General features: G+C 35.0%; 11 protein-coding genes. 4 read left to right on the top strand and 7 right to left on the bottom strand.

Annotated features, from left to right (window positions below; genetic code table 11):
* The first annotated feature begins 1 nt into the window (after position 1).
* Positions 2-805, top strand: a complete 804-nt coding sequence (locus KMW28_RS04865; protein ID WP_169664384.1) for an EI24 domain-containing protein — start codon at positions 2-4, stop codon at positions 803-805.
* Positions 783-1,649, top strand: coding sequence for a hypothetical protein (locus KMW28_RS04860; protein WP_169664383.1), 867 nt, complete (start codon positions 783-785; stop codon positions 1,647-1,649). Before KMW28_RS04865 ends, KMW28_RS04860 begins: the two co-directional genes overlap by 23 nt.
* A 2-nt stretch (positions 1,650-1,651) precedes the next feature.
* Here KMW28_RS04860 and KMW28_RS04855 read toward each other — a convergent pair whose 3' ends face one another.
* The 3 genes from KMW28_RS04855 to lepA all read right to left on the bottom strand — a co-directional run bounded on the left by KMW28_RS04855 (position 1,652) and on the right by lepA (position 6,064).
* On the bottom strand, positions 1,652-2,230 hold the full coding sequence (locus KMW28_RS04855; protein ID WP_169664382.1) for a phosphatase PAP2 family protein: 579 nt from the start codon (positions 2,228-2,230) through the stop codon (positions 1,652-1,654).
* Between the two features lie 9 nt (positions 2,231-2,239).
* Positions 2,240-3,862 carry an ArnT family glycosyltransferase gene (locus tag KMW28_RS04850; protein ID WP_169664381.1) on the bottom strand — a complete coding sequence of 541 codons (1,623 nt, stop codon included), beginning with the start codon at positions 3,860-3,862 and terminating at the stop codon, positions 2,240-2,242.
* A gap of 408 nt (positions 3,863-4,270) precedes the next feature.
* Positions 4,271-6,064, bottom strand: a complete 1,794-nt coding sequence (gene lepA, locus KMW28_RS04845) for a translation elongation factor 4 (RefSeq protein WP_169664380.1) — start codon at positions 6,062-6,064, stop codon at positions 4,271-4,273.
* Between the two features lie 349 nt (positions 6,065-6,413).
* On the opposite strand from lepA, the gene KMW28_RS04840 reads away from it, so the two are divergent.
* The gene (locus tag KMW28_RS04840; RefSeq protein WP_169664379.1) at positions 6,414-6,716 is read left to right on the top strand and encodes a DUF6787 family protein; all 303 of its coding nucleotides are present in this window, start codon (positions 6,414-6,416) and stop codon (positions 6,714-6,716) included.
* 113 nt (positions 6,717-6,829) lie between these two features.
* Positions 6,830-8,308 carry a PP2C family protein-serine/threonine phosphatase gene (locus KMW28_RS04835; protein WP_169664378.1) on the top strand — a complete coding sequence of 493 codons (1,479 nt, stop codon included), beginning with the start codon at positions 6,830-6,832 and terminating at the stop codon, positions 8,306-8,308.
* On the opposite strand, the gene KMW28_RS04830 is transcribed toward KMW28_RS04835, so the two are convergent.
* The 4 genes from KMW28_RS04830 to KMW28_RS04815 all read right to left on the bottom strand — a co-directional run bounded on the left by KMW28_RS04830 (position 8,297) and on the right by KMW28_RS04815 (position 13,240).
* The gene (locus KMW28_RS04830; RefSeq protein WP_169664377.1) at positions 8,297-8,449 is read right to left on the bottom strand and encodes a hypothetical protein; all 153 of its coding nucleotides are present in this window, start codon (positions 8,447-8,449) and stop codon (positions 8,297-8,299) included. The two genes, KMW28_RS04835 and KMW28_RS04830, sit on opposite strands and share 12 nt — an antisense overlap.
* 35 nt (positions 8,450-8,484) lie before the next feature.
* A complete protein-coding gene (locus KMW28_RS04825; RefSeq protein WP_066209809.1) occupies positions 8,485-8,997 on the bottom strand; it encodes a DinB family protein in 513 nt (170 codons plus the stop codon).
* 161 nt (positions 8,998-9,158) lie between these two features.
* Positions 9,159-11,594, bottom strand: coding sequence for a GH36-type glycosyl hydrolase domain-containing protein (locus KMW28_RS04820; protein ID WP_169664376.1), 2,436 nt, complete (start codon positions 11,592-11,594; stop codon positions 9,159-9,161).
* 23 nt (positions 11,595-11,617) lie between these two features.
* Positions 11,618-13,240 carry an MFS transporter gene (locus KMW28_RS04815; protein ID WP_169664375.1) on the bottom strand — a complete coding sequence of 541 codons (1,623 nt, stop codon included), beginning with the start codon at positions 13,238-13,240 and terminating at the stop codon, positions 11,618-11,620.
* Positions 13,241-13,628 lie beyond the last annotated feature (388 nt).

Genomic DNA, 13,628 nt, shown 5'->3' with positions numbered 1-13,628 from the left:
CATGAATACTAAACTATCCTATTTCAAAGCTGCTTCTTTAAGCATGAAGCATTACTATAATGCCCTTGTTTACATCAATAAAAATGGGTTGAGGAAATACTATTTGTACACATCCATATTTGCAATCATCCTCTTCTCCCTCATTTTTTGTGCAAGCTTGTATTTAGGGAACACGACAATTGATGCCATTTCAAACTTCAATTTTATAAAAGAATGGAAGGCATCAATTACTAGCTTAGAACCTGCAACCATAGACAGTCTTATGTATTGGGTACTCTTCCTTTTTGTAGGCCTACCTATTATGATTACAGGTATCTTTGTTTACCCAGTAATTTTAAGTGCCTTTACAGTTCCCATTCAAGATACACTGACTCAAAAGGTTTTAAAGATCTCTTACCACCAAGAAGTGGACGATCGTTTCGATATCAAACGAATGTCTTCCCTATTTTTTAAAGTAAGTATTCCAAATGCCTTAAAAAGTTTGTGCTATTCTTTGATCCTATTACCACTTACCTTTATTCCTGTGATTGGAATTGTTTTTATGGCGATTTCTATAGCAATCAATAGTTATTATCTTGGTTTTGGGATAATGGACAACTATTTTGAATATTGGAACATCGATGTCGATAAAAGTAAGCAGTACATACAGCGAAATAAAAAGATGTCGACCTCTATTGGGTTGGGTGGTGGTCTATTGGCTATGATTCCTATATTGGGAGGTATTATCGCTCCAATTACAAGTGTAGTTGCTGGAGGATTAATGATGAAAGAACTTAAAGTTTATGAGCATTTTGAAGAATTATAATCAATTATTTATCGTACTCTTTTGTAGCGTTTTTTCATCTTGTGGGATTTTCGACCAAGAAGACGATGAACAAGATAATGGGATTGAAGTTTTCGAAAACGTATACACTGTAGATCTGGAGTACATTATTAAAGAACCTGAAGCTTCTGATTTAAAAAGAATAGAATTTTTCTATAACGATGACTTCTTTAGATTTTCCGATATCATTCAATATGATCAGGAAGATAACATAAGAATTTTAGTACTTGATTATGTAGACAATTCATTAACCTTTGAATCAATAAAAGTATTAGATGGAGATGCCAATGAACTTCATCAATATTTATTCAGCTACTCAGGAAATACGACTACAATTACCAAGGACGGAATTGATTATCTAAACATTCAAAATTCTGAGCAAGTTGCCCTGCCTTATAGAATTCAAAACTTCAAAGAAGGGAAAACTTATTTTTATACCTATGAAGAGGGTACCCTGAAAGGAGTGAAAACATACAATACAATTCTAGAAAATGAATTGTTCAGTTCTTCACTTAATACTACTTTCGAATACTTAGAATTTGGAAATTCGATGATCTACGGAACGACTAACTTCACTCAATTCCTCACTTTAGACAATATAGAAGACTATAAACTGACAAAACATTTAGTCACCGATCTCACTAAACCTACTTTGAATACCAATTTCTTTGTGGCATCCGATTCTACAAGAATCACCTACAGAAGTATTTTTAATGAGGAAAAGTATCCAATAAATATTTCTATGATCAATTATGATAAAGAATTAAATCCTACCCAACAGATAGTTCATATCATATCGTACGATCCTTTACTGTCTCCTTATTAAATTTAAGAGTTCTTCTTTAACCAAGGTATCTTTGTCGAAGCAAATGCCATAATCTTTATTGATAGCCAATATGCTAATAAGCCTACTAACCACCCACCGATAATATCACCCACAAAATGAACTCCCACTGCGATACGACTGTAAGAATATACAATGGTCCATACAAATAATAAGACAGCCCAAGGGAAACGTTTCTTCCAAGCGTTATAGAAGAATAGAGCAATCGCCATAGAAGTAGAAGCGTGTGAAGACACAAAACCATAAGCCCCACCTTTATAGCCATGTAACGTATGTACTAAATGTTCTATGACAGGATCATGAGAAGGTCGTGGCCTCTGAATTAATTTTTTAATGATTTGAGAAGCGATTGCATCCGCCAATCCAATTGCGATTCCTAAACCTATCAAAGTGATCAATGTATTTTTCCATCCAAATTTGATGTACGAAAACATCAACAAAAAGACATATAACGGCCAAGAATTTACCGGTGTAGTCAGCCACCAGAAAAAACTATCTGATGCCGGATTATGCATCCCGTTAAAAAATAAAAATAATGATCTCTCCCACTCAAACGGCTCCATAATCTCTTCTTAGTTTGTCAAATGATGATGTTTTTCGAACGGATCTGGGAAAGGATAATTTCCTTTATATCCGCGTAAACGATATAGGTAAGCATAACGCATCAAGTTGCCACCACGAGTCACTTCCACTCGATCGACCTCTTCAATTTTATCAAAATACTCTCCGAATACTTGGTGAACATCTCTACCCCAGTTAGTCACATTTACAAAATAGACATCCTCACCTACTTGTAAACCTCCACGGTCGTTATTAATCCAAGCATATTTATGAATCTGATCCCAATTCCCCATCATTATCAAAGGATGGCCATTCGGATGAGCAATATAAAAATCGATATGTGTACCTGGGAACCATTCAAAAGCTACAAATTTTGCATTTTCTTTCATGTTTCCATCAGCTACATCTTTAGCTATAATAGGCTTTAATTTCTTGTTGATCTGACGCCAACCGTACATATCTTGAGTAAAATCATACTCCCCAAAAATTTCTGGTTTACTCAAATCTGTTTTTCCTAATTGCAATGGACTAAAGTTGATCAGCCAAAAAGCAATGGCCAACACAACCGATAAGAAAACTGTTGACCCCACAATACGTCTTGGTTTCCATAATCTTGATACATTTTTCGCTTTAGCATCAATAAGTTTTTCTCTCCAATACACCGCTGCAATAATGATAAGCGGCAAGTATGCAGGACCCGTCCAGTGAGGTAATGTTCTTCTAAACAAAGCAAATGATGTAAATACCAATAAAAGAGGAAGTCCGTTATACAACAAAACTTGCAACTCTTTCTTTTCCATCACTTTTCTGCCTTTAAAAATACCGACTAAAGCAGCAATAATTAAGTACCAATTCCAAGGATTATTATAAGCAATTTGACCTCCTACTTCAGTAAAGAAATAGTCTAAACGAAGTTCCAATGCAGGAGTTACCCTTTCTGTATGGAAAGTAAAACTGATGAAATCGTTGCTGTAATTCCAATAGATCACAGGGAACATACAAGCTACTGCAATAGCACCTGCCGCCCAAATACTCCAATCTTTTAACCAACGTCTATCCGATAGTAACACATACAATGCTACTCCGATGCCAATAAATCCACCATGGTATTTTGATAATCCCGCAAGACCTATCATTAAACCACCTAAAAGAAGGTTTTTTCTACTCTTGGCATTTATTTCTCTTGGTAAAGCGTCCATCAAGAAATAAATACTCAACATCCAAAATAAGGTCTGAGGAGTATCTGGAATAATAAATATACCTGCTAGAATAGAGGCATAAATAGAAGATGTATATAAAAATGCAGCGTATAAACCTGCAATATGATCTTTAATTTTCGAGGCTATTCTGTAAATCAAGAAAGTATTGATTCCTGCAAACACCACCCCACCCAATCGCATAAAAAACTCATAAGGTAAAGTTAAGTTTAGTGTAAATAGCTGAATCACCCAACCAACCATTGGCGGATGATCAAAATGACTTAATGCAGGATATAAAGCGTAGGTCCAGTAATATACCTCGTCATTACTGAACTCCATCCATCCACCGATAAATGCTCTAACAATCGAACTAATTACAATTAGTCGAAGCACAATTTTAGTGGCTCTATTTTCCGTAATACTTTTAGTTTCCATGCTGCAAATCTACTTATTCTAAAATAATGTCGATTACTTTTTATAAAAAATAACGCAATAGGATGATTTTATTCATTGGGATATCACAAATCATCAAAATATAGAAGGGAAAGATGAAATAAATTGTATTTTTCACACTAAAATATCACTATTTTAATAACAGATAGTAAGGTATTTATATAATTATGAATTCATCAAATTTATTGCGATATTCTAGGTATAAACCATTATTAATTAGTTCATTAAAGAAATTATTCAAATGATGATAATTGATTAATAGTACATGAGGCTTATCTCAAAACTATTGTGACTTACTTAAAGGCATTAAAGACATATCATCAGTAGAAGAAAAAAGCGATAGGAGTTTGAGAACTCTTATCGCTTTATCTTTTTATAATCAAATGGAGGTTAGTCCACTTTCAATACTGACATGAAGGCTTCTTGTGTTACCTCAACGTTTCCTAGCTGACGCATACGTTTCTTACCTTTTTTCTGCTTCTCTAATAGCTTACGCTTACGAGAGATATCACCACCATAACATTTGGCAATTACGTTTTTACGAAGTGCCTTGATGGTTTCTCTAGCAATAATCTTAGTACCGATAGCTGCTTGGATAGGAATCTCGAACTGCTGACGTGAAATTACTTCTCTTAATTTCTCACAGACTTTCTTACCTCTATCATAAGCACCATCGCGGTGTACAATTGCAGAGAAAGCATCGACAGGGTCGGCATTTAATAGGATATCCAATTTCACCAATTTAGATGGGCGGAAACCAATTAATTCATAATCCAATGATGCGTAACCTCTTGAAATTGTTTTCAACTTATCGAAGAAGTCGAATACGATTTCAGAAAGTGGCATTTCGAAAATCAACTCTACTCTATCTGTTGTTAAGTAAACTTGATTTTTCAATTCACCACGCTTCTCCATACATAATCCCATAATTGGACCTACATACTCTGCTTTAGAGATGATATTGGCTTTGATGTATGGTTCTTCGATTCTATCCAATTTCGATGGATCAGGCATATCCGATGGAGCGTTTACTACCACTTCATCATTTTCTGCATTATTCAAAAAAGCATGATATTGAACGGATGGAGCCGTTGTAATCACTGTCATATTGAATTCTCTCTCCAATCTTTCTTGAACGATTTCCAAGTGTAGCATTCCTAAGAAACCACAACGGAAACCGAAACCTAAGGCTACCGAAGTCTCAGGCTCCCAAACTAGAGAAGCATCGTTTAACTGAAGCTTTTCTAGAGAAGCACGAAGATCTTCATATTCCGTCGTATCTACAGGGTAAATACCTGCGAATACCATTGGCTTAACATCTTCGAAACCTTGAATGGCTTCTGTACAAGGACGCTCAGTTAATGTAATCGTATCACCTACTTTCACTTCTTTTGCTTCCTTGATACCTGAAATAATATATCCTACGTTACCTGCAGAAATAGATTTTCTTGACTCTTGGTCTAATTTCAATACGCCAATTTCATCTGCCTTATACTCTTTGCCTGTGTTGACAAATTTTACAAGATCACCTTTCTTAATGGTACCGTTTAATACTCTATAATATACCTCTACTCCTCTGAATGAGTTATACACTGAATCGAAAATCAATGCTTGCAAAGGTTCTTTAGGATCACCTTTTGGTGCTGGAATTCTTTTAACGATGGCATCCAAGATGTCCTCCACCCCTAAACCAGTTTTACCTGAAGCCTCAACAATGTCCTCTCTCTCACAACCCAAAAGGTCCATGATCTGATCGGCCACTACTTCTGGGTTGGCATGTGGAAGGTCGATTTTGTTCATTACAGGAATGATTTCTAAATCGTGCTCCATTGCCAAGTATAGGTTTGAGATAGTTTGTGCCTCAATACCTTGTGATGCATCTACGATAAGCAATGCACCCTCACAGGCAGCAATTGATCTTGATACCTCATAAGAGAAATCGACGTGACCTGGAGTGTCAATCAAGTTCAACACATACTCTTCTCCATCTTGCACGTAGTTCATTTGGATCGCGTGAGACTTAATTGTAATACCTCTTTCACGTTCCAAATCCATATTATCTAGCAACTGACTTTGCATATCACGCTGTGCCACCGTTTGAGTTGACTCCAAAAGGCGATCGGCCAAGGTAGATTTACCGTGGTCGATGTGAGCAATAATCGAAAAGTTGCGAATATTTTCCATCTTGTCCATATGACAAAGTTACTTGTTATTCCTTAACTCTCTAAACGTCTGTTTGTTTCTAACATAAGTATTAACGAAAAAATACAGGCGTCTTTAAAAAATCACACAAAAATAGAAGAAAAGATTCAATCTATCTCATTCTTCTTGATATTCTTAACAGATTCGTTCTACTTTTTTATTTCCTTAGAGTTAATAATTTGCTTGAAATGTTATCATTATTGTATTGTCGTTTTATCATTCTATTTGATAAAAAACGATAAGTATCCTCGATGTATTAGAGAAGGTAAATTATTCTTTGTAATTTTATCTAAGATAAAAAGGTTTCCACTTAATATTAAGTACAATTTGTATGAGCTTTATAGATAAATTAAAAACTCGTTGGGGCGTAAAAAGCAATTGGAGTGTTGTAGTCATACTCCTAGTGTTTGCGTTAACGGGTACTACATTTATGTACACTGTAAAGCCTTATGTTTACCCCATTTTTGGAATTGATTCCACTTCATCTATTTGGGTTAGAATTGCTGCATTTTTCTTTATTGGTTTGCCTTGTTATCAAGTACTTTTATTAATTTGGGGTACACTTTTAGGACAGTTTCGCTTTTTCTGGGAATTTGAAAAGCGAATGTTCAGAAGAATGACGGGTAGGAAATAAACTTTACTAATTATTTCACCTGCCTATTCACTGTAAACTATTTTCTAGACAATCCTCTATTCGCTTATCATTGTAATTAAAGTGATCTATTTTATTTTTACTTATAAACAACCGTGCAAAACATTGACTATAACAACTTTACCAACGAACAAATTCGTAAAATAAGATTTGCTTCGCCTTACTTCTTTGGATTTTACTTGTTGATCATTTCTTACTTTGTCGTGGCCGATTACACCATGTTTAAAGAAATACAACCACTCAACTTCACTGCTATGAGGGTTCCTTCTATTTTATTCTCTTTTTTAATTATTGGGCTTCGCTTTTATCCAAAGTATAAAAATTCCACATCAAAAAATTGGCAATATCTTTATACTATTGGGATCACATCCATTATATATGGTTTGTTTGGCATCACTTACTTGGCTTATGGACATAAATCTTTCGATTCCGGTTTATACATCATATCTGCAGTTACCTTAAGCGTTCTTCTATATTCTGTTATCCCTCCTATCGTAATGATTAGCATCGTACTCGGTGGATTAATCCCTTTTTGTTATCTACTTGAGTACAATTATAACTTACTCGTCGTCTCCCCACTTATCAATAACTTTATTGTCATAAACATCACGATTTTACTTATTACAATAATAAAGTATAGAATTGAGCACAGGGCATTTATACAAAGACAAATGCTCATTTCAGAACGAAATAAAAATAAAGAACTGTATCAAGTATCCTTACTTCAGAATAAAGAACTATCAACCAAAAATAAACAAATTGAAAAGCAAAAAGACCTTTTAAGTAGTCAGTATTATGAAATAAAGGAAAGCATCAACTATGCTTCTAACATACAGAAAACTTTTCTACCACATTTTGAAGTAAACAATATTTCTCGAGTAGAGAATTTATTTATTTTCAACAAGCCCAAGCAACAAGTGAGTGGCGACTTTTATTGGAAAGGATTTGCTATGGGGCAATATCAGATTATTGTTTGCGGCGACAGTACTGGACATGGGGTTCCGGGGGCATTAATGAGTATGCTGGGTGTTTCTCTATTAGATAAAATCGTCAATCAGAAGAACATTCATAATCCAAAACAGATTATTGAGAGACTTCATGATGAATTGAGTAATCTTAATTACGATAAAGATCACCTATATTCCAGAGATGGTATGGCTATATCTATTTTAAGGATACCACTTGATCCCAACGATAATACCATCACTTTTGCAGGTGCTAAATCACCCATTCTAATTGTTGATAAGGAAGACGAATACTTTATAAAAGGAGGACGTTATTATATTGGTAATTTTTTCGGAGTTGAAAATAAATGTGAGAACTATACAATTGAGATCAAAAAAGGGATGATGGTGTATTTGTATTCCGATGGATATGAAGATCAGTTTGGTGGCAAATACAATAAAAAATACAAATCGATTCGTTTCCGTACATTATTATCCAACATTGCCAATAAGGATTGTAAAACACAACAACTTATGCTTGAGGAAGAGTTTAAACAATGGAAGGAAGCCTCTTCTGTAGAAACTTCCTTCCAAATTGATGATGTACTCGTGATGGGCTTACGCTTCTAGTACCTCTTGAATTAGATCTAATCTCACATCATCACCATTTTCTAATACGGCATATTCCACTCCATCGACAACTTTTAAAGTTACGATTCGAGTAGTTTCTTGTTTATTTCCATAACTGATAGAAAGTAGTGTTTTTCTCATAGCCCAAATTTCGTAATGATCATAAGTGGTGCAACTTATTGGGCGATAGCCATCTGTCTTGTCTGTTCTTCCGCTTGCCATTGTCTTTTTTGATATTCTATAACATGTTTCATGCTCATAGCATAACCGATATGAACGCCTTCATGCACGTTATTAAACACAATTGCTTCGGAAATGTTTGTGATTGTTACTCCTAATGCCGATACGTATTTATTATACTTCTTGAAGATTCCTTCTACCTTATCAGCATCTAATTTTTCGAGTAATTGAAGGGCGAGTACTTTTAGTTCGTCGACTTCTTCTTGTGTAAAGTCACGGTGAGGAGCCGTTCCTTTTTTAAATAGATTGATCCATTTTGCATCGATAGGCGGTGTAACGCCCGATAATGAATAACATAGTTGTTGGTGTGTTACGATACAGTGTCCAAAATTCCAGATAATATTGTTATTAAAACCTTCTGGAACATAGTTTAATTCTTCTAAACTGAGAGAGCTTAAAAGAGCAATGAACTTCTTACGCAACTTACGGGAGGTGTTAAAAGTTGACATATAGCAGGGTTGGTAATTATAAGTGTCTAATCTACATAAAATTAGAATATAAATCCACTATTTGACCACAATAAAAAAGCACTAATAACAAATATTGTATTAGTGCTCCAATTCATAAACCATTGAAATAGAATAAGTAATCCTCTTACAATGTTTGTCCTTTAACTGATAGTTGCAATAACCTTGTACTTTCTGCCCTGTTTGAATGGAATTAAGTTTCCAACTATTTCTTCTCCGTTTACTGATAAAGTCACATGACCTTTTTCAATTTGATTCGGATTTTTTATTGTGATTTCATAATCACTTCCTCTAAATTTTCTATTTACTGTATATTCTTTCCAATCTGATGGAATACATGGATCTACTCTTAAACCATAATAATCTGGCTGGATACCTAAGATATAGTGAACTACTGCATAAAAGTTCCAAGCAGCTGTTCCTGATAACCAAGAGTTTTTCCCTTCCCCAGGTATATATGCATCTTTCCCTGCAATCATCTGACAATACACATAGGGTTCTACTTTGTGTAATTTCTGAATATCTTCTAAATATGCTGGGCTAATTTTCTTATAATAATCCCAAGCCTGATTACCTCTACCAATTTTAGTTTCGGCAATCATAATCCAAGGATTATTATGACAGAAAATACCTGCATTTTCTTTATAGCCTTTTGGATACGTAGATATCTCACCGTACTCTATTTTATATTCTGTAAATGCAGGATTGTTCAACACAATACCATAAGGAGTGTCCAATCGTTCTTTCACACTATCCAACGACTTTTTCACCAAACCTTCTTCAAGACCAATTTCGGCCATAGAACACCATCCCTGAGATTCTATAAAGATTTTCCCTTCCTCGTTTTCATCAGATCCTACTTTATTGCCATAGAAATCGTACGCTCTTAAGAACCATTCTCCATCCCAACCTTTTTGCTTCACTGCTTCCTTCATCTGAGCTACATGTCCTTTCGCCCTTTCTACTTCCTCTTCTTTACCAAGTACCTCACACAGTTCCACATAATCGTTTCCATAGACCACAAATAAACCGGCTATCATCAAAGATTCTGCTTTGGAACCTTCTGTATTGTTTTCTGTTGTTTGGAAAGACTCATTAGGATCATTCGAGAAGCAATTCAGGTTAAGGCAATCATTCCAATCCGCTCTACCAATTAATGGAAGTCCGTTTGGTCCTAAATTATTGATGACATGATCAAAAGATATTCTTAAATGATCGAAGAGTGTTTGTGCAAGTGATGGGTCATTATCAAATGGCACCATTTCGTCTAGAATTGTAAAATCCCCCGACTCTTTGATGTAGCTAATTGTTCCCAATATCAACCACATAGGGTCATCGTTAAATCCACCTCCGATAGCGTCATTACCTCTTTTGGTTAACGGTTGGTACTGATGATAACAGCTACCGTCTGGGAATTGAGTGGAAGCAATATCAATAATACGTTGTCTTGCTTTTTCCGGCACTTGATGTACAAACCCTATCAAATCCTGATTGGAATCTCTAAAGCCCATACCTCTACCGATACCCACTTCAAAGAAAGAAGCAGATCTCGACATATTAAAGGTAACCATACATTGATATTGGTTCCAGATATTCACCATTCTGCTTAACTTATCGTCATCATGATCAATAGAAATCACCGATAATAAGTTTTCCCAATAAGCTGCCAGTTCTTTAAATGCCTGATCCACTTTTTCCACTGTATTGAATTTCTCAATAAGTTGGTCCGACTTTTCTTTGTTAATTACACCTTTGCTTTCCCACTTCTTATCTTCTTCATTCTCTACATAACCCAATAGGAAAATCAACTCTTTTTGCTCTCCCGGCTGAAGCGTAATTTCTTTATAATGAGAGGCTATTGGAGACCATCCATGTGCTTCTGAATTAGACGCTTCGCCACTAACTACTACTTCCGGCGATGATAACTCGTTGTATAGGCCTACAAATGATTCTCTATCTGTATCGTATCCATCAATGGAATCATTCACATGATAAAAAGCGAAGTGATTTCTTCTCTCTTTATACTCTGTTTTATGATAAATTGTAGAATCCTTGATCTCTATCTCCCCTGTTGATAGATTTCTTTGCAAGTTATTTTGATCGTCTTCTGCATTCCACAAACACCATTCGTTATAGGAAAACAGTTTGAAACTTTTGGCTTGGTCTCCATTATTTTTTAATACCATTTTTTGTATCTCAACCCAACTACCAAGTGGAACAAAAAAGGTCACCTCTGCCGACAAATTGTTCTTTTTGCCTTTTATTTTTGTGTAGCTCAACCCATGTCTACATTCGTATTCTTCTAAAGCTGTTTTTACAGGCTTCCATCCTGGAGACCATATCGATTCTCCATCGTTGATATAAAAATATCGTCCTCCATTATCCATAGGTACATTATTGTATCTGTACCTATTTAGCCTTCTAAACTTAGCATCTTTATAAAATGAATATCCTCCTGCTGTATTCGAAATTAGTGAGAAGAAATCGTCGTTTCCTAGATAGTTAATCCATGGAAAAGGCGTCTTAGGATCTTGTATCACATATTCCTTTGCTTCATCATCAAAAAATCCGTATTTCATTTTATTTATCGTTTAATTTTTTCTTAAATAATTGCTTTATCTTCTAACATCTCTGAGCGATCGATTCCATTCCTTTTTTCCTGAAGTTCCAAGGTGATTTCTCTTAATTTTTGATCATTAAGAGGATAGTAAACCATCAAAAGTGCTGCAATAAGGGCAATTACTGCAGGAACCCAACTCATCAGCATAATAATTCCAGGAACCGCTTCCTCTATAGCTACTTGATTTTGACCATCGTAATGGTACATCCCCAATACAATACCTATGATACTCGCGGCTATACCTCCACCAAACTTGGTGGCAAAAGACCCTGCCGAATACACTAAACCTGTCGCTCTTCTACCATTTTTATATTCAGAATAATCTGCTGCATCTCCGAGCATTGTAAAGAACAACGTAGGGAATATTGCTGCTGCCAACTCCGAAATAATTCCTAGTATAAATATTCCTATCACATCTGTTTTTGTACAGAAGTAGATTAATGCGTTGACAATTCCAGATATTATCAGTGCTGCAATAAAAAGTTTCTTTTTACCGAATCGGTCGCTTAAGAAAGAAGTAATCATTGCTCCAACAATAGAAGCCAATGTTAACCCTACCATATAAGAAGATGCTAACAACTGATCTTTCAGAAAGTGGGTAAAATAAATCACCACTATTCCTTGTTTGATGGAATTATAAATATTGAACAATAACCCAATAGAAAGTAGAACTAACCATGGCTTATTATGAATAAGATCTTTTAAATCCTGTTTTAGATTGGTCTTCTGTTTTTTATCTGGAACCACTCTTTCTTTTGTCGATGCAAAAGTGATCAACATAAAAAGTGATAAAAACAGGGACATAACATAGATCGAATAGCTGTACCCTTTTTTCTGATTGATAAGAATAACATCCTCTTTCCCTAAGTTTTTCACTCCGTAGACAATCAGATGATATTCTTCTCCCTCCACCATCGAAAAACTCTTGCTCTCCGTTGGAATATCGTCTTTTTTATCAGCTAGCTTAAATTGGGCAATTCCATCTTCTGTTTTTAGTAAGGCATTTTCTACAGTTTCCGTAGAAACGATATTCAACTTATAGGTCTCATCACTTAATCTTACCAATTGCATCTCTGGATTTATACTCCCGAAAGACATTACCAAATACAGTAAAGCCCCTTGAACAATCATCCCGCCAGCAAAAGCTCCGACCATTCTAAAAGATCCTATACTTGTTCTTTCTCTATCGTCTCCCGTCATTACTGCCATTAAAGCACCATAAGGAATATTATTAGCAGTGTAGATTAAAGTGAACAATATATAGGTCACATAAGCATAGATAAGCTTACCATTTTCTGATAAATCTGGAGTAGTAAATAAAAGTGCTAGGATGATTCCTAAAGGAAAGGCAGTCCACAAAATCCAAGGCCTAAATTTACCATATTTAGATTTTGTTCGATCTCCAACTACACCCATAAGAATATCACTAATACCATCACTAAATCTAGCGACAAGCATTAATACTCCTACTACAGCGGGTGCAAAACCAAAAACATCGGTATAAAATATTAATAGAAAGGTGGCCACACCTCTCCATGCAATGTTTGCTGCCCCATCTCCTAAAGCATACCCAATTTTTTCTTTTATTGTTAACTTACTTTGCATTATCAGTTTATACTTCACTCCATACTTTCATTTCTTAAAAATCCGTTTTTGAGCATCCAATAGTTTGGTTTTAGAATAGCTAATTTATTCGTTGTTTAGATGTCTTGTTCTCTCAAAAACGTATTGCAATGTAGAGATGAAATCTTTGTTTATTCAACAGAATCGACGATTTATTTACGAAAGATGAAAAAATGTAGTATTATTCTGAGTTGATGTCGTAAAAGAAATAACGATATTAAATACTTTGATTTAGATTTAATTTTTTCTACTTCTGTTTATCCTATTGTTTCCTTTTTACATTCCCCTTATTTTCTTGATATTTTTTTTGAATTAATTGCTAAATCTATCACTTAAAAAAAAGAGAGCACAATTGCTTGTACTCTCTATA

Source organism: Flammeovirga yaeyamensis (genome assembly GCF_018736045.1).
In the GTDB taxonomy this organism is placed as follows: Bacteria; Bacteroidota; Bacteroidia; order Cytophagales; family Flammeovirgaceae; genus Flammeovirga; species Flammeovirga yaeyamensis.
This window is presented reverse-complemented; position numbering and strand designations above follow the sequence as displayed.